The organism is Pantoea sp. ABR1s (assembly GCF_057812235.1).
Window position 1 is genome coordinate 1,245,268 of the sequence record NZ_CM173823.1, and the last position, 17,845, is coordinate 1,263,112.

Sequence of the window (17,845 nt, forward strand, 5' to 3'; positions counted from 1 at the left end):
TGCGGCTTAATGAGGAAATGACAACATGTGCGGTATTGTCGGTATCACCGGTTTCATGCCGGTCAACCAGTCGATCTATGACGCGTTAACGGTGCTCCAGCACCGCGGGCAGGATGCCGCAGGCATTTGTACTATCGATGCGCTGAAATGTTTTCGCCTGCGAAAGGCAAACGGCCTGGTCAGCGACGTTTTCGAAGCACGCCACATGCAGCGTCTGCAGGGCAATATGGGGATCGGTCACGCGCGTTATCCAACCGCGGGAAGCTCCAGTGCCTCTGAAGCGCAGCCATTCTATGTAAACTCCCCGTATGGCATCACCCTGGCGCACAACGGTAACCTGACCAACGCCCATGTGCTGCGTAAGCACCTGTTTGAAAAGGGCCGCCGTCACGTTAATACCACCTCAGATTCTGAAATCCTGCTGAACATCTTTGCGCAGGAGTTAGATCGTTTCCAAAACGATCCGCTGACAGCCGACAACATCTTTGCTGCGGTTGCTGCCGTGCATCAGCAGGTGCGCGGAGCCTATGCGGTAGTGTCGATGATTATCGGCCACGGCATGGTCGCCTTCCGTGATCCTAACGGTATCCGTCCGCTGGTGCTGGGCAAGCGCGTTATCACTGATGGCCGCACCGAATATATGGTCGCCTCCGAGAGCGTGGCGCTGGATACGCTGGGCTTTGAGTTCATCCGTGACGTTGCACCGGGTGAAGCGGTTTATGTGACTGAGGCGGGCCAGCTGTCTACCCGCCAGTGCGCTGAAAATCCGAAAAGCAATCCGTGCCTGTTCGAGTATGTCTATTTTGCGCGTCCCGACTCCTTCCTCGACAAAATCTCGGTCTACAGCGCCCGTGTTCGTATGGGCACCAAGCTGGGTGAGAAAATTGCGCGCGAGTGGGAAGATCTCGATATCGACGTTGTGATTCCGATTCCTGAAACCTCCACCGATATCGCGCTGGAAATTGCACGTATTCTCGACAAACCCTATCGCCAGGGCTTCGTGAAGAACCGGTACGTTGGCCGTACTTTTATCATGCCGGGCCAGCAGTTACGCCGCAGCGCGGTGCGCCGCAAGCTCAACGCTAACCGCGCCGAATTCCGTGATAAAAACGTGCTGCTGGTGGATGACTCTATTGTTCGCGGTACCACCTCAGAGCAGATTATTGAGATGGCGCGTGAAGCGGGCGCAAAAAGGGTTTATCTGGCGTCAGCGGCGCCGGAAATTCGTTTCCCGAACGTCTACGGTATCGATATGCCCAGCGCCACGGAACTGATTGCGCATGGCCGTGAAGTGGAAGAGATTCGCCAGCTGATTAAAGCCGATGCGCTGATCTTCCAGGATCTGGACGATCTGATCGAAGCGGTTCGCGAAGAGAATCCGGACATTGCACAATTTGAGTGCTCGGTGTTCAACGGCATTTACGTGACGAAAGATGTCGATCAGCAATATCTGGAGTATCTCGAGTCGCTGCGTAATGATGATGCCAAAGCGCTTCAGCGGCAGAACGAAGTCGAAAACCTCGAGCTGCACAACGAAGGCTGATACCTTCAGCAGGCGGGCAGCATAAAACAGGGCGGGAGCAATCCCGCCCTGTTTGTTTTCAGAAACCCGCAGGCCGCGTATGATGGCCCATTGGCTGAAATAAGGTTGGAATATGAAACGACTCATCATTGGCATCTCTGGCGCAAGCGGGGTGATCTATGGCGTGCGCATGCTGCAGGTGTTGCAGCAGGTGGAAGAAGTAGAAACGCATCTGGTTATGAGTCAGGCGGCGCGTCAGACGCTGGGACTGGAGAGCGATTATTCGCTGCGTGACGTGCAGGCGCTGGCCGATGTGGTGCATGACGTGCGCGATATTGCAGCAAATATCTCATCTGGATCGTTTAAAACGCTGGGCATGGCGATTTTACCCTGCTCAATGAAAACGCTCTCTGGCATCGTCCACAGTTACAGTGACTCGTTGCTGACCCGTGCGGCTGACGTGGTGTTAAAAGAGCAGCGTAAGCTGGTGCTGTGCGTGCGCGAAACCCCGCTGCATGTTGGGCATCTGCGAATGATGACCACCGCCGCAGAGCTGGGTGCCATTATCATGCCACCCGTGCCGGCATTTTATCATCGGCCTGAAACGATCGATCAGTTGATCGATCAGACCGTTAACCGGGTTATCGACCAGTTTGATATCGAATTATCGGAAGATCTCTTCACGCGCTGGCAGGGTGCATAAAGTTCCGCTGGCGCACTTATTTAGTGCATAAGCGCGCCTCGGATCACTCTTCGTGCATTTGACGCACCAAAAGTTAACAACGTCGCTTTTTCTCTTTTACTTCACTGCTATATTCCCCTCACAAACACAGCGTTTTCGCCTGTCTGACATCACGCTAACAGCGTGGTTAACTTGCAGAACTGGCATGAAACATGCAAATTACTTTGCGCAAACACATCACGAACCACATAACAAAAAGCACTTCACTTGAGGGTAATCTATGAAAAAGCGTGTTCTGGCTCTTTCCCTGATGCTGGGCTTATCCAGTGCTGCCAGCGTCTTCGCGGCGGTTCCGGGTTCAATCCGTATCGGCACAGATCCAACTTACCCACCGTTTGAGTCGAAAAACGCGCAAGGCAAGTTAGTGGGCTTCGATATCGACCTCGCTAACGAAATCTGTAAACGTATTCATACCCAATGTACCTATGTTGAGAGCGACTTTGATGCGCTGATCCCTTCGCTGAAAGCGAAGAAAATTGATGCCATCATCTCCTCACTTTCCATCACAGCGAAACGTCAGGAAGAGATCGCCTTCTCGGAAAAACTCTACGCCGCTAACGCGCGTTTAGTCGCGCCGAAGGGATCGAAAATTGAGCCGACCATTGAGTCCCTGAAAGGCAAAAACATCGGTCTGCTGCAGGGCACCACCCAGGAAACTTACGCCAATCAGAACTGGCGGCCAAAAGGGGTGAACGTCACACCTTATGCAAACCAGGATCTGGTCTATCAGGATCTGAATGCCGGTCGTATTGATGCTGCCTTCCAGGATGAAGTGCAGGCCAGCGAAGGATTCCTGAAGCAGCCGGTCGGTAAAAATTACGCCTTCGCCGGTCCGGCCGTGAAAGATGACAAGATTTTTGGCGTCGGTACCGGCATGGGACTGCGTAAAGATGACAGCGAACTGAAAGCCGCCATCGACAAAGCCTTTGCTGACATGCGTAAAGATGGCACCTACGACAAGATTGCGAAGAAATACTTCGATTTCAACGTGTACGGCGACTAACCATCCTGTCGCTTTACCCTCTGTGTCCGTTTTGCCGGGTCTGAGCCGGTTCTGCCAGGTGCAGAATCGGGTTCTTTTCCGCTAATGGCGGATGGCATCTGCAACAGAGAGGTAAAGCTAAACTGCCCGTCTCGCTTGCGGGCAGCGTTTCGTTTTCACCCCACGACAGGACCCTCTCGATGCTGTATGGCTATTCTGATGTAATTCTTCGGGGCACGCTGGTGACGCTGGAACTGGCGCTCACTTCCGTCGTGCTGGCAGTGCTGCTGGGCCTGATTGGCGCAGGCGCGAAACTGTCGCGCAGCCGGCCACTGGCGATGATTTTTGAAGGCTACACCACGCTGATTCGTGGCGTGCCAGACCTTGTACTGATGCTGCTGATCTTCTACGGTCTGCAGATTGTCCTCAACCAGATAACCGATGCGCTGGGTATGGCGCAGTTTGATATCGACCCGATGGTTGCCGGTATCATCACGCTCGGCTTTATCTATGGTGCCTACTTCACCGAAACGTTCCGCGGCGCCTTTATGGCCGTGCCTCAGGGGCAGATTGAAGCAGCAACCGCGTTTGGCTTTACCGGCGCGCAGGTGTTCCGCCGCATTCTGTTTCCGGCCATGATGCGCTACGCGCTGCCAGGCATCGGCAACAACTGGCAGGTGATTCTGAAAGCCACTGCGCTGGTCTCGCTGCTGGGGCTGGAAGATGTGGTGAAGGCGACGCAGCTGGCAGGAAAAAGTACCTGGCAGCCGTTCTACTTCGCCATTGTGGCCGGTGTGATTTATCTGGTATTTACCACGCTGTCAAACGGTGTGCTGTGGTGGCTGAACCGGCGCTATACGGTGGGTGTGAAGAGGGCGAGTTATGATTGATATTATTCAGGAATACTGGAAATCGCTGCTCTGGACTGACGGTTATCGTTTTACCGGTGTAGCTATCACCCTGTGGCTGCTGATCCTCTCGGTCACCATTGGCGGATGTCTGGCAATCCTGCTGGCGATAGCGCGGGTTTCCCCTAACCGGTTTATCAGCTTTCCGGTCTGGCTCTTCACCTACGTCTTTCGCGGCACGCCGCTCTATGTGCAGCTGCTGGTGTTCTACTCCGGCATGTACACGCTGGAGATTGTGAAAGGCACTGAACTGCTGAATGCCTTTTTCCGCAGTGGTCTGAACTGTACGCTGCTCGCCTTCACCCTCAACACCTGCGCCTACACCACGGAAATTTTTGCCGGTGCGATTCGCTCGGTGCCACACGGTGAAATTGAGGCGGCACGGGCGTACGGCTTCTCTACTTTTAAACTCTATCGCTGCATTATCCTGCCATCGGCGCTGCGAACGGCACTGCCGGCCTACAGCAACGAAGTGATTCTGATGCTGCACTCCACGGCGCTGGCCTTCACCGCCACCGTGCCGGATCTGCTGAAAATCGCGCGGGATATTAACTCGGCGACCTATCAGCCGTTTACCGCCTTTGGTCTGGCGGCTGTGTTGTACCTGATTATCTCTTACGTGTTGATCAGCCTGTTCCGCCTGGCGGAACGTCGCTGGCTGGCCCACGTGAAACCCTCTTCATCGCATTGAGTAGAACTATGGCTGACAATAAATTAAGCGTCACCGAATTGCATAAGCGTTACGGTGAACATGAAGTGCTGAAAGGGGTCTCGTTAACTGCTAAAGCGGGCGATGTGATCAGTATCATTGGATCGTCCGGCTCAGGGAAAAGTACCTTTTTACGCTGCATCAACTTCCTCGAAAAACCGAGTGAAGGCAGCATCATGGTGAATAACCAACAAATCACCTTAGTCCGTGACAAAGATGGTCAGCTCAAAGTGGCTGACAAAGAGCAGCTGCGCGCGTTACGTACCAGCCTGACCATGGTGTTCCAGCATTTTAATCTGTGGAGTCACATGACCGTGCTGGAAAACGTGATGGAAGCCCCGATTCAGGTGCTGGGGCTGAGTAAAGCGGCGGCGCGTGAGCGTGCCATCAAATACCTCGATAAAGTCGGGATTGATGCGCGGGCACAGGCAAAATATCCGGTTCACCTCTCCGGCGGTCAGCAGCAGCGTGTGTCGATTGCGCGCGCGCTGGCGATGGAGCCAGAGGTGTTGCTGTTTGACGAACCCACTTCGGCGCTTGATCCGGAGCTGGTCGGGGAAGTACTGCGCATCATGCAGAAGCTGGCTGAGGAGGGCAAAACCATGGTGGTCGTGACCCACGAGATGGAGTTTGCCCGTCACGTCTCCAGCCATGTCATTTTCCTGCATCAGGGTAAAATCGAAGAGCAGGGACCGCCTGCGGAACTGTTCGGCAGTCCGAAAAGCCCGCGTTTACAGCAGTTCCTCAAGGGATCGCTGAAGTAACGGTTAGATGTTAGTTAAGGTGAGGGAATCAGGGCACCGGCGTAACGTGCCCTGCGCAGAATAAGTGCGAGCCGCGTTTGAGATTTTGCGTCATCTCTGCGTTCTGCCCTCGCACTCTGCATCCATGCTGAGATATCACTTTTGCAGTAGCTTCAGCGCCGTATCCTCATCGGTCACCAGTCCCGATACCCAGCCGCCCTGTAATGCGGCACGGATTGCTGGATACTTGCGCTCGCTACCCGCAAAGCCAATAATTTTACGCTGAGTCCGGCTTTCCAGTCGCACGCTGGTCAGTAGCTCATCCGTTTCGCCCCATACCCGCTCACCCTGCTGATTGAAAAAGTGACCGAGCATTTCGCCCACCACGCCGCGCCCATTTAGCGCCTCGACCTGCGCATCTGTGATGAATCCCTCGGCATTCAAAGGACAGCCCGGCATCACTTCGCCAATACCCACAAAAGCCACGTCCGCCTGTAATGCGCGATCAATGACGCGCTGGTAAACCTTATGCTGAACCCACATCGCTTTATCCTCTGGGGTGTCGGCGTATAAGGGCGCAGGGATAAAGAAATACTTACCTTGCATCTTTTCGGCCATCTTCAACGGTACGTCATAGCGTGTACCGGAATCATCCCGCGCGATGGCACCAATCATGGAAACGCAATGATGCTGCGGGCGATCAACCCAGGGTAGCGCATCGATCATTGAGCGCAGGGTTTTACCGGAACCAATACCGAACACCTGAGGCGTTTCCTCATTGATGAATTGTGTCATCACCGCCGCGCCTTCAACTGCCAGCATTTGTTGAATAGCCTCATCATTCAGACTGGCCGATGGCACAACGCGACACAAATCCAGACCAAACTTCGCCTGTACCTCACGCGCCAGCTGCAGACAGTGTGTGACGGGATGATCAATTTTTACGTTCACCATGCCCATTTCACGTGCACTGGATACCAGCCGCTGCGCTACCTGTCGTGACAATCCCAATGCCTGCGCAATCTCCTGCTGTGTCACGCCTGCGACGTAATACATCCATGCGGCACGTGCGGCCAGCTCCTGCTTTTTTTCTTCTCTGCTCATCACGATGTTCCGTCGAATTTGAGGGGACATCTTAACGCCGTGCGGGTCGAAAAGCACTAACTGAGCAAAAGCCCGGAATGGGAGCAAAAATATTATTTGTGACTCAGCTCGCAGAAGGATCTTCGTAATAGGCACTATGCTACAGGTCATCGGGCAAATGCCCTTAGGTGTGGCAAATGTTTAAATGAGGCGATTATGAACAACCAATCAGTGTGGATGCACATCGGCGCGGGATCTTTTCATCGTGCACATCAGGCGTGGTATCTGCATAAACTGCGTGAGCAGGGTGATGAAAGCTGGAGCATCGCGCTCGGCAATATCCGTAATGACGCAGTGCCGCTGCTCAATCAGCTCGCGGCGCAGCAGGGAGAATATGTGCTGGAAACCGTGACGCCTGCAGGTAAGCGCGACTACGAAACCATCACTTCGCTGCGCAAAATTTTGCCCTGGGACAGTGATATCAGTGCGTTGATCGAGCAGGGGGCCAGCGCGGAAACACGTGTGATTAGCTTTACCGTGACCGAAGCGGGTTACTACCTGACGCCCGCGTTTACCCTGGATCTCAATCAGGCAGATGTGAAGGCCGATCTGGGTGGCGATATCCGCACCCTCTACGGCGCACTCAGCCATATTCTGACACAGCGTGTTGCGCAAGGCGGTCCGCCGGTTACGCTGCTGAACTGCGACAATCTGCGGCACAATGGTGAGCGTTTCCGTGACGCCTTCCTGGCGTTTCTTACGGCCAAAGGCGATACCGCGCTGGCCGACTGGGTGCGCACGCAAACCCGCTCACCGAATACCATGGTTGATCGCATTACACCCCGTCCTACTCCGGAGGTGGCAGAACGCGTGCAGGCGGCGACCGGCAAACAGGATGGCGCAGCAGTAATGGCCGAATCTTTTATTCAGTGGGTCATTGAGGATGATTTTATTGCCGGGCGCCCGGCGCTGGAAAAGGTCGGTGTTGAACTGGTGGAATCGGTACTGCCGTGGGAAGAGGCGAAAATTCGCATCCTCAATGCGACACATGCTGCGATTGCCTGGGCGGGCACACTGATTGGTCTGAACTATATCGATGAGAGCACCAGCCATCCGGCGATTTATCAACTGGCTCACGACTATGTGACCCAGGATGTCATTCCTTCTCTGTCTCCCAGCCCGCTTGATTTAGCGGATTATCGTGACGTGGTGCTGGCCCGCTTCAGTAATCCTTACATTAAAGATACCAATCAGCGCGTCGGTGCCGATGGTTTATCCAAAATTCCCGGCATGGTGACGCCAACCCTGCAACAGTGCTACCAGCGCGGTGCGCAGCCCACCGCAACGGCGGTGATTCCGGCACTGTTCTTCCTGTTTATGCAGCGATGGGCCGATGACAATTTACCCTATTGCTATCAGGACGGTGCGCTACAGGTCGATACGCTGCGTAAGCAGTTCGCCAGCGCCGATCCGCTCCATGCATACCTGAGTGATAGCGCGCTGTTTGCGGAACTGGCATCTGATAAGGCGTTTCATGAATTAGTCACCCGCCGTGTTGCGAGTTTGCAGCAGTGGCTGAAACAGCCTGAACTGGCGGCGGTGTAATTATGTATCTCGGCATTGATATTGGTACCTCAGAGCTTAAAGCGCTGATCATTAATACGCACGGTGAGATTGTGGCGGCTCAGCACGCCACGCTGAGCGTGCAGCGTCCCCATCCCCACTGGGCTGAACAGGATCCTGAATGCTGGTGGCAAGCCTGCAGCGAGGTTCTGGCGGGATTACGTCATCAGTTTCCTCTGGCATGGGCCGCGATTCGCGCTATTGGATTATCGGGACAGATGCACGGGGCCGTGTTGCTGGATGCCGGGGGGAAGGTGCTGCGTCCGTGTATCCTCTGGAACGACACGCGCAGTGCACCGCAGTGTGAAAGGCTACGGAAGAGCAATCCCCGGATAATGGAAATTAGCGGCAATATGATTATGCCCGGCTTCACTTTGCCGAAACTGCACTGGGTCGCGGAAAATGAGCCAGAAATTTTCAGCCGCATCGATAAGGTCCTGCTGCCGAAAGATTACCTGCGCTGGCGTCTTACCGGGCGCTTTGTCAGTGAGCCTTCGGATGCTGCCGGAACGCTGTGGCTCGATGTCTCCCGGCGTGACTGGTCGGAAGAACTGCTGGCCATCACCGGACTGAAGCGTGCCCAAATGCCTGAACTGGTAGAAGGCAGTGCCATAAGTGGACGCCTGCAGCCGACGCTGGCGAGCGAGTGGGGTTTATCTACTGCGGTTACTGTCGCGGGAGGCGGCGGTGACAATGCCGCATCGGCAGTCGGTGTGGGGGCGGTGAATCCCGGTGATGCGTTTATCTCATTGGGTACCTCCGGTGTGATTTTTGTCGTAAACGACCGCTTACGGGCTGACCCTCAATGCGGGGTGCACGCCTTTTGCCATGCGTTACCGGGCCGCTGGCACCAGATGAGTGTGATGCTTAGCGCCGCCAGTTGTCTGCGCTGGTTGTGCAATCTGCTGTCGGTCAGTGAAAGCCAGCTGATGGAGGAGATGGTCCAGCTCAGTGATGAGCAAGTGCGTAGCGCCCCGGTTTTCCTGCCCTATCTGTCTGGTGAACGCACACCACATAACGATCCTGACGCATCCGGTTCTTTCTTCAATCTGCGCCATGAAACCCCGCGCGCCTTGCTGGGCTATGCGGTGGTTGAAGGCGTGGCATTTGGGCTGGCTGATGGGTTGAGTGTGCTCGGCGATGCCAGGCATCACATTCAGCAGTGCAGCCTGACCGGTGGTGGCGCACGTAGCACATTGTGGGCTCAATTGATTGCCGATGTGCTGCAACTGCCCATTGTTACCCATCCCGCCAGCGCATCTGGCGCGCTGGGTGCTGCACGTTTAGCGTGGCTGGCTGATGGCGGCCTTGAGCATGAGGTGTGTCTGAAGCCGGCTGTGCAGGCGTGCTACCAACCGGACGAGACGCGCGGTGCCGTGCTGCAAAAGCGGCTATGTCTGTTCCGGGAACTCTACGTCCAGCAACAACAGGTGCGCAGTTTGCTGCCTGCATAACGAATAACCAGACAGAAGGTAATTGTGATGCAATCGAACGAATACTGGTTTGGCTTACCGAAAAAGATGTTCTGGGGTTTCCTCGCTATCGCAATCTTTATGGCGGGTGATGGCTTTGAAATGGCGTTTCTGTCGCGCCATATCACCGATATGGGCTTTACGCCCGCGCAGTCTGCAGTCGTATTCACCTTCTATGGCTTAGCGGCAGCCCTGGCGGCCTGGGCATCTGGCGTGGTAGCCGAGTTGATCACACCGCAGCGCGCGATGATGATTGGCTTTGTGTTATGGATCGTGATGCATACGCTGTTTATGTCGCTGGGGCTTGGCCTGCGCAACTATCCGCTGATGGTGCTGTTCTACGGCATTCGCGGGCTGGCTTATCCGCTGTTTATCTACTCTTTCATGATGATGCTGGTGCAGGTCTTACCGCGCGAAAAACTGGCGGCGGCGACCGGCTGGTTCTGGGCGATGTATTCTGTCGGCATCGGGGTGATTGGCAGCTATCTGCCAAGTCTCACCATTCCGATGCTGGGGGAAACGGGGACGCTGTGGCTGGCTATTATCTGGGTGGCATGTGGTGGGATCCTCGCATACTTCAGCCTGCGCAAGGTACCGGTGGATCGCTCTCGTGTGAATTTGCCGATGCGTGACAAGATGACAGAGATGGCGCGTGCCGTGACCATCCTGTTCACCAATCAGAATGTGTTTTATGCCTGCCTGATTCGCATCATCAACACGCTGTCGCTGTTTGGTTTCGCCATTATCATGCCACTGCTGTTTGTCGATCGTCTCGGCTTTACCATCTCTGAATGGCTACAAATCTGGGCGGTGTTCTTCTTTGTCACTATATTTACGAATATCTTCTGGGGCCTCACGGGAGAGAAGCTGGGCTGGATCCGTCAGGTGCGCTGGTTTGGTTGCCTGGGGATGGCCATCTCCAGCCTGACCTTTTATTATCTGCCGCTGTATGCGGGTCATAACTTCTGGGTCGCATTAATCCCTGCGGTAATGCTGGGCATTTTTGTCGCCGCGTTTGTACCGATGACCGCTGTATTTCCCACGCTGGAACCGCATCATAAAGGCGCTGCGGTCTCTATTTACAACCTCTCCGCAGGACTCAGTAACTTTGTGGCACCGGCTATCGCCTCAGTCATGCTGCCATTCTTCGACATTGTCGGTGTGGTATGGGCCTATACCGGGCTATACGTGTTCGCTGGCGTGCTGACCTTTATTATTCGTGTGCCACAACCGGGGCATACGCGTGAAGAGAAGGTAGTGAAGTCGCGTGTAGCAGAGCAGCGTAACTAACGAAACATACGGCGGCCCAGGGCCGCCGTATGTTTATCCTGCGACATCCTGCAACGCCTCCTGCAAATCGTACCAGCGGAAACCAAAGCCTGAGGCTTCCAGCCGTTTTGGCAGCACATGCTGTCCTCCCAGCACCAGCACCGACGATTCGCCCATCATCAGTTTAATGGCGCTGGCAGGCGTGCGCATAAAGGCCGGACGATGCATCACCCGGCCCAGCGTGGCGGCAAACTGCTCGTTACGCACCGCGTAGGGAGCGACCATATTGAACGGACCCCGCAGATCGTCATGCTCCAGCAGCCAGATAATGGCGTTTAGCATGTCATCAATGTGAATCCACGGCATGTACTGTTTACCACTGCCAATCGGCCCGCCGATGCCGAGTTTAAAGGGCAGCTTCATTTTGCTGAGTGCGCCGCCCTCAGACGCCAGCACCACGCCGGTTCGCAGCAGGCAGACGCGGGTGCGTTCGCTTTCAGCCGCGAGCGCCAGCTGCTCCCAGCGGGCGCAGAGCTGATGAGTAAACTCATCCTGACCCTGATCCTCTTCAGTCAGTACCAGATCGCCGGTGTTGCCATAAAAGCCGGTTGCCGAACCTGAGATCAACACGGACGGTGGTGTGGCGCTGGCGTTGATCAGTGAGACGATCTGCTCGGTTATCTGCCAGCGGCTTTCACACAGCTGCTGTTTATGCGGCTCCGTCCAGCGTTTGTCGGCAATAGGTTCTCCCGCCAGATTAATGACCGCATCGATCGTATCCAGGTTCGACTGTTGCGCCAGCCCTGACCAGAGCGCGACCTCTTCGCCCAGTTTTTCACGTGCGCTGACCACGTCACGCGTCACCACACTGATCTGATGCCCCAGCTGTTGCAGGCGCGGAATCAGGTGACGGCCAATCAGTCCCGTGCCACCGGTAATAAGAATGTGCATGTTGCGGCTCCCTTGATGTTTTTGTTATTTGCATCTTTCAGCATAGAAGAGTCGAGCCACTCTATCGTGAGTCGCGTCGCGCTTTCTTATTCCGGAGGCAGAGATCGGATCAGCTCAGCGTTGCCTTCCCAAATAAAAATCGGTAAACATGATGCAACCCTGACAGCCAATTGAGGTAACCGATGAATTATCCGTCCATCACCCTGTGGTCAGATTCATCATTTTTCAGTCCTTACGCCATGTCGGCCTATGTTGCTCTTACCGAAAAAGGGATCCCTTTCCAGCTGAAGCGCGTCGATTTGTCGCAGAATCAGCAATACGCCGCGGCTTACCGCGAGCTGTCGCTGACCTGCCGGGTCCCGACCCTGCAGATTGATGCGTTCCTGTTAAGCGAATCCTCGGCGATTACCGAATATCTTGAAGAGCGCTTTGCGGCGCCCGAATTTGAGCGCCTCTATCCCCGCGACCGCGAGAAGCGTGCCCGCGCCAGAGAGATCCAGGCCTGGCTGCGCAGTGACTTCCTGTGGATACGTCAGGAGCGTCCCACAGAAGTGCTGTTTGCCGGTGAGCGCTTTGCGCCGCTGACCGCATCAGCGCAGCAGGCGGTGGATAAACTGGTTATGGCCGTCGATCGCCTGCTACCGGACGGGCAACAGAACCTGTTTGGCGAGTGGTCAATTGCGGATACCGATCTGGCGGTGATGCTTAACCGGCTGGTATTGCATGGCGATCCTTTGCCCGCGCGTCTGCGGGATTATGCTGAGTTTCAGTGGCAGCGAGCCTCAGTACAGCTGTGGTTAGCAGAAAGTGGTAAAAATCGGTAACAGCCAGGGCTTGCTCAGGCTGCCGGAAGTGATTACCTTACGCCACATAAAAATAAAGACGTGGCAAACTGCGTACCCAAGTGTACGCCAAACAGGAAAGGGTTACGGATGGTGGATCAAACTGCGGGTGACGGCATCGAGTGGGTCGATATCGTAAACGAAGAGAATGAAGTTGTTGCTCAGGCAACACGTGCGCAGATGCGCGCTGAGTGCCTGCGTCACCGCGCTACCTATATTGTGGTTCATGACGGTATGGGCAAGATTCTGGTGCAGCGTCGTACTGAGATAAAAGATTTTATGCCGGGCAAACTGGATGCAACCGCAGGCGGCGTGGTGCAGAGCGGTGAAGATATGCTGGAGTCTGCGCGACGTGAAGCGGAAGAGGAGTTAGGGATTGCCGCGGTGCCGTTTGCTGAGCATGGCAAATTCTACTTCGAAGATCAGCACTGTCGCGTCTGGGGCGGACTGTTCAGTTGTGTGTCACACGGGCCATTCGCCATGCAGGAATCGGAAGTCGATGAGATTATCTGGATGACGCCCGATGAGATCACCGCACGTTGTGATGAGTTCACTGACGATTCGCTTAAAGCGCTCTCTCTGTGGATGAGCCGTAACGGCGATAACCGGGCCTGAAAACGGGCGCTTTAACGCGTCTCAGCGATCCGCATTAAAGCCTCCGGCTCTGTTACCGGCGAAAAAAAGGCATGCCCTGGGCATGCCTTTTTCGTTCTTACCTGACACTTAGCCTTGTTCAGCCTGCTGAGACTGAATGGCGGTTAAGGCGATGGTATAGACGATGTCATCAACCAGCGCACCGCGCGACAGGTCGTTAACCGGCTTACGCATACCCTGCAGCATCGGCCCGATTGAGATCAGATCGGCTGAACGCTGTACCGCTTTATACGTGGTGTTACCGGTGTTCAGATCCGGGAAGATAAAGACGGTGGCGCGACCGGCAACCTGTGAATCTGGCGCTTTCGACTTCGCCACATCTTCCATGATCGCGGCGTCATACTGCAGCGGACCATCAATAACCAGATCAGGACGTTTTTCCTGCGCGATACGCGTTGCTTCACGCACTTTTTCAACGTCGCTGCCTGCACCTGACGTGCCGGTAGAGTAGGAGATCATCGCAACACGTGGATCGATTCCAAAGGCTTTAGCAGAGTCGGCTGACTGAATAGCGATCTCAGCCAGCTGCTCAGCGGTGGGATCCGGGTTAATCGCGCAGTCACCGTAAACCAGCACCTGCTCCGGCAGCAGCATAAAGAACACCGATGAAACCAGTGAGCTGTTAGGCGCAGTTTTGATCAGCTGCAGAGGCGGACGAATGGTGTTGGCGGTGGTGTGAACCGCACCTGAAACCAGGCCATCCACTTCGCCGCTCTCCAGCATCATGGTGCCCAGCACCACGTTATCTTCCAGTTGTTCCTGGGCGACCACTTCGGTCATCCCTTTGCTCTTACGCAGCTCAACCAGACGCGGCACGTAGTTTTCACGCACCTGTTCCGGATCAACAATCTCAACCCCTTTGCCCAGTTCGACACCCTGAGCCGCAGCAACACGCTGAATCTCATCCGGGTTGCCTAACAGTACGCAGGTGGCGATACCGCGTTCAGCACAGATAGCGGCCGCTTTAACCGTACGCGGCTCATCACCCTCTGGCAGCACGACGCGTTTGCCCGCTTTGCGCGCCAGCTCAGTCAGCTGATAGCGGAAGGCCGGTGGCGACAGGCGACGGCTGCGCTCTGACGTGGCGGTCAGTGACTCAATCCAGTCAGCATTAATGTAGCTGGCAACATATTCCTGCACTTTCTCGATGCGCTGCGTATCGTCAGCGGGCACTTCAAGATTAAAGCTCTGCAGGCTCAGAGAGGTCTGCCAGGTATTGGTTTTCACCATAAACACCGGCAGGCCGGTCTGGAAGGCACGGTCACAGAGGCGCGCGATGCGATCGTCAATCTCGTAATTACCGGTCAGCAGGATAGCGCCAATCTCAATGCCGTTCATGGCGGCCAGACAGGCGGCGACCAGTACATCCGGGCGGTCTGCGGAAGTCACCAGCAGTGAGCCTGGACGGAAATGCTCCAGCATGTGCGGGATACTACGGGCGCAGAAGGTGACCGATTTAACCCGGCGGGTCTGAATCTCACCTTCGTTGATGATGCGCGCATCCAGGTGGCGGCACATATCGATTGCGCGGGTGGCGATCAGATCAAAGCTCCACGGCACGCAGCCCAGCACCGGCAGCGGGCTGTCTGAGAACAGCTGCTTAGGATCGATATTGGCGATGCTGGCTTTTGACGAGTCATCAAAAATTTCTGACAGATCAGGGCGGGTACGCCCCTGATCATCGACCGGCGCGTTGAGTTTATTGATGATCACGCCAGTGATATTTTTATTCTTCTGACCGCCGAAGCTGCTCTGCGTCAGTTCAATGCGCTCTTTCAGCTGTGCCGGAGAGTCATTGCCCAGCGCCATCACGAAGACGATTTCCGCATTCAGGGTTTTCGCGATTTCATAGTTCAGCGCGTTGGCGAACTGATGCTTACGGGTAGGGACCAGACCTTCAACCAGCACTACTTCCGCATTCTGCGTGTTGGCATGGTAACGGGAGATGATCTCTTCCATCAGCACATCCTGCTGGTTCGATCCCAGCAGTGATTCAACACGTGACATCTGCAGCGGTTCAGCGGCAGGAATCGAAGAGTTCTTACGGATAATAGTGGTGGTTTGATCCGGCGTATCGCCGCCGGTACGCGGCTGAGCAATCGGCTTAAAGACGCTAAGTCGAACGCCTTTGCGCTCCATGGCGCGGATAACGCCGAGGCTGACGCTGGTCAGGCCGACGCTGGTGCCGGTCGGAATGAGCATAATTGTACGTGACACGTTTGAACCTCTCAGTAATGGCAGGGTGTCAAAAACAACTCCGTCAGCCTGAGCTGACGGAGAGAAGTGTTTACGCAGTCAGACGCGCGGCGTCCTGGGCGATGACCAGCTCTTCGTTGGTCGGGATCACCAGCGCCGGGCGGGTGCCTTCTTTATTGATGTAACCAGACTTGCCGAAACGGGCCGCCAGGTTGCGATCGTGATCGACGTCAAAGCCCAGCAGTGCCAGTTTTTTCAGTGAGAGTTCACGAACCATCGCGGCGTTTTCACCGATGCCGCCAGTAAATACCACGGCGTCCAGGCGGCCATCCATCAGCGCAGTGTAGCTGCCGATATATTTCGCCAGGCGATGACAGAAGACATCCATTGCGCGCTTCGCATCTTCTTTGGTGGTGTAGTTATCTTCCACGTAGCGGCAGTCGCTGGTGACTTCAGTCAGACCTAACAGGCCAGACTCTTTGGTCAGCAGTTTATTGATGGCATCGACGCTCATACCCAGCGTATCGTGCAGGAAGAAGATAATTGCCGGGTCGATGTCGCCACTGCGGGTACCCATCACCAGGCCTTCCAGTGGGGTCAGGCCCATTGAGGTGTCCACACACTCGCCGTTGCGAATGGCAGAGACAGAACCGCCGTTACCGAGGTGGCAGGTAATAATATTCAGTGACTCAAGCGGCTTGTTGAGCATTTTGGCCGCTTCATGGGTCACATAGAAGTGGCTGGTACCATGCGCGCCATAGCGACGAACGCCATGCTCTTTATACAATTTGTACGGCAGCGCATAGAGATAAGACTCTTCCGGCATTGTCTGATGGAAAGCGGTGTCAAATACCGCGACATTCTTATCTGACAGGTGCGGGAAGTTTTTCATCGCTTCATCAATACCGATCAGATGAGCCGGATTGTGCAGCGGTGCAAAAGAAGAGGCGTCTTTGATGCCCTGTACCACTTCTTCAGTGATGATGACTGACTGAGTCAGCTTCTCGCCGCCATGAACGATACGATGGCCGATTGCAGCAATTTGTGCCGAAAGCTCAGGTTTTTGTGCCAGAATGGTTTTAACGATAAAGTTCAGCGCTTCACTATGCGCTGCGCCAGCACCCAGAGGCGCTTCCTGTTTTTCGCCTTCCAGCTTCCATTTGATGCGGGCTTCAGGAAGGTGGAAACATTCCGCCAGGCCAGACAGGAATTCTTCACCGCTGGCAGGGTTGAGGATGGCAAACTTAAGGGAAGAGCTGCCACAGTTCAGAACCAGAACTAACTTACTCGACATGGAAGTACCTATTTTTTGAGAGTGGCTAAATAAAACGCAATCAGACTAACAGCGTAGCCCATGAAAGCTGGTAGATTAATGACAAACATCATGCGGTAGACAGAATTCTGCATTTCCGCAAAAAATTTCGGCAATCTTACGCGAAAATTTGAAGATTGCCTTGTCTGAACCTGGCTCAGGCCTCTTCCCAAAAGCGCAATCCGCTTCCGGAAAGGGGGTAAAACGGCGTCAGAATAGCTGGAGTCACCTTTAAAGACAAAAATAATTGAAGGATGTCACGTAAAGTTGTGTAGTTATAACTATTTTTTAATTTTTACAGCATTAGTTGAGGTGAGCCATGGCGAATGAATCTGGCAGTACCAATTGGTTTCGGATGTTTCAGCGCGGCCAACACTATATGAAGACCTGGCCGGCTGATAAGCGCCTGGCACCCATGTTCCCGGAAAACCGTGTTTCATCGGCAACGCGTTTTGCTATTCGCTTTATGCCCCCTTTGGCGATTTTTACGCTGACCTGGCAGATCGCGATGGGCGGTCAGTTAGGCCCGGCCGTGGCGACCGCGCTGTTTGCCTGTACCCTGCCGATGCAGGGATTATGGTGGCTGGGAAAGCGTTCTGTAACGCCGCTGCCGCCGACGCTGCTTAACTGGTTTCATGAAGTTCGTGCCCGGCTGGAAGAAGCGGGGCAGGCGACAGCGCCAGTAGAAGGCAAGCCGACCTATCAGGCGCTGGCCGATCTGCTAAAGCGGGCGTTCAAACAACTCGACCGCACTTTCCTCGACGATCTCTGACCTATCCCGGGCTGGCGGTAAAATATTTACCGCTAACCTGCGGCCAAATCAAAGAATGGTGATAC

At 54.9% G+C, this 17,845-nt stretch carries 16 protein-coding genes; 12 read left to right on the plus strand and 4 right to left on the minus strand.

All coding sequences use genetic code 11. The annotated features are described in order from the left end of the window. Positions 1-25 precede the first annotated feature (25 nt). From purF to hisP, 6 genes are all read left to right on the plus strand, one after another. The gene (purF, locus tag ACXKZD_RS05885; protein WP_488981938.1) at positions 26-1,543 is read left to right on the plus strand and encodes an amidophosphoribosyltransferase; all 1,518 of its coding nucleotides are present in this window, start codon (positions 26-28) and stop codon (positions 1,541-1,543) included. A gap of 112 nt (positions 1,544-1,655) precedes the next feature. Then, complete coding sequence (locus ACXKZD_RS05890) at positions 1,656-2,225, plus strand: UbiX family flavin prenyltransferase (protein ID WP_010258003.1); 570 nt, start codon at positions 1,656-1,658, stop codon at positions 2,223-2,225. A gap of 259 nt (positions 2,226-2,484) precedes the next feature. Then, entirely contained in the window at positions 2,485-3,267 is a 783-nt protein-coding gene (gene argT, locus ACXKZD_RS05895) for a lysine/arginine/ornithine ABC transporter substrate-binding protein ArgT (protein ID WP_010258004.1), read from the plus strand. Positions 3,268-3,446: 179 nt separating this feature from the next. Beyond that, positions 3,447-4,136: a histidine ABC transporter permease HisQ gene (locus tag ACXKZD_RS05900; RefSeq protein WP_010258006.1), complete on the plus strand. Its 690-nt coding sequence runs from the start codon at positions 3,447-3,449 to the stop codon at positions 4,134-4,136. Continuing rightward, positions 4,129-4,845: an ABC transporter permease gene (locus tag ACXKZD_RS05905; protein ID WP_010258010.1), complete on the plus strand. Its 717-nt coding sequence runs from the start codon at positions 4,129-4,131 to the stop codon at positions 4,843-4,845. Before ACXKZD_RS05900 ends, ACXKZD_RS05905 begins: the two co-directional genes overlap by 8 nt. Positions 4,846-4,853: 8 nt before the next feature. Continuing rightward, positions 4,854-5,627 (plus strand): histidine ABC transporter ATP-binding protein HisP, encoded by a 774-nt coding sequence (gene hisP, locus ACXKZD_RS05910; RefSeq protein WP_010258014.1) that lies wholly within the window; start codon positions 4,854-4,856, stop codon positions 5,625-5,627. 135 nt (positions 5,628-5,762) lie between these two features. Here hisP and ACXKZD_RS05915 read toward each other — a convergent pair whose 3' ends face one another. Next, on the minus strand, positions 5,763-6,710 hold the full coding sequence (locus ACXKZD_RS05915; RefSeq protein WP_010258017.1) for a sugar-binding transcriptional regulator: 948 nt from the start codon (positions 6,708-6,710) through the stop codon (positions 5,763-5,765). Positions 6,711-6,905: 195 nt separating this feature from the next. Here ACXKZD_RS05915 and dalD point away from each other — a divergent pair, with 195 nt between their 5' ends. The 3 genes from dalD to ACXKZD_RS05930 are packed head-to-tail and all read left to right on the plus strand — an operon-like array spanning position 6,906 to position 11,074. Then, entirely contained in the window at positions 6,906-8,294 is a 1,389-nt protein-coding gene (dalD, locus tag ACXKZD_RS05920; protein WP_010258020.1) for a D-arabinitol 4-dehydrogenase, read from the plus strand. Positions 8,295-8,296: 2 nt separating this feature from the next. Then, entirely contained in the window at positions 8,297-9,766 is a 1,470-nt protein-coding gene (gene xylB / locus ACXKZD_RS05925) for a xylulokinase (protein WP_033778732.1), read from the plus strand. Between the two features lie 27 nt (positions 9,767-9,793). Beyond that, a complete protein-coding gene (locus tag ACXKZD_RS05930; protein WP_010258025.1) occupies positions 9,794-11,074 on the plus strand; it encodes an MFS transporter in 1,281 nt (426 codons plus the stop codon). 33 nt (positions 11,075-11,107) lie between these two features. On the opposite strand, the gene ACXKZD_RS05935 is transcribed toward ACXKZD_RS05930, so the two are convergent. Beyond that, positions 11,108-12,004, minus strand: coding sequence for a TIGR01777 family oxidoreductase (locus ACXKZD_RS05935; protein ID WP_010258028.1), 897 nt, complete (start codon positions 12,002-12,004; stop codon positions 11,108-11,110). A 182-nt stretch (positions 12,005-12,186) separates the two neighbouring features. Between ACXKZD_RS05935 and yfcF the strand changes: the two genes are divergently transcribed. Then, complete coding sequence (yfcF, locus tag ACXKZD_RS05940; RefSeq protein WP_033767474.1) at positions 12,187-12,828, plus strand: glutathione transferase; 642 nt, start codon at positions 12,187-12,189, stop codon at positions 12,826-12,828. A gap of 108 nt (positions 12,829-12,936) precedes the next feature. Beyond that, the gene (gene yfcD, locus ACXKZD_RS05945; RefSeq protein ID WP_010258035.1) at positions 12,937-13,461 is read left to right on the plus strand and encodes an NUDIX hydrolase YfcD; all 525 of its coding nucleotides are present in this window, start codon (positions 12,937-12,939) and stop codon (positions 13,459-13,461) included. A 108-nt stretch (positions 13,462-13,569) separates the two neighbouring features. Here yfcD and pta read toward each other — a convergent pair whose 3' ends face one another. After that, a complete protein-coding gene (gene pta, locus ACXKZD_RS05950; protein WP_031292718.1) occupies positions 13,570-15,702 on the minus strand; it encodes a phosphate acetyltransferase in 2,133 nt (710 codons plus the stop codon). Positions 15,703-15,787: 85 nt separating this feature from the next. Continuing rightward, a complete protein-coding gene (gene ackA, locus ACXKZD_RS05955) occupies positions 15,788-16,990 on the minus strand; it encodes an acetate kinase (RefSeq protein WP_010258040.1) in 1,203 nt (400 codons plus the stop codon). 337 nt (positions 16,991-17,327) lie between these two features. Between ackA and yfbV the strand changes: the two genes are divergently transcribed. After that, positions 17,328-17,780, plus strand: coding sequence for a terminus macrodomain insulation protein YfbV (yfbV, locus tag ACXKZD_RS05960; protein ID WP_010258042.1), 453 nt, complete (start codon positions 17,328-17,330; stop codon positions 17,778-17,780). Positions 17,781-17,845 lie beyond the last annotated feature (65 nt).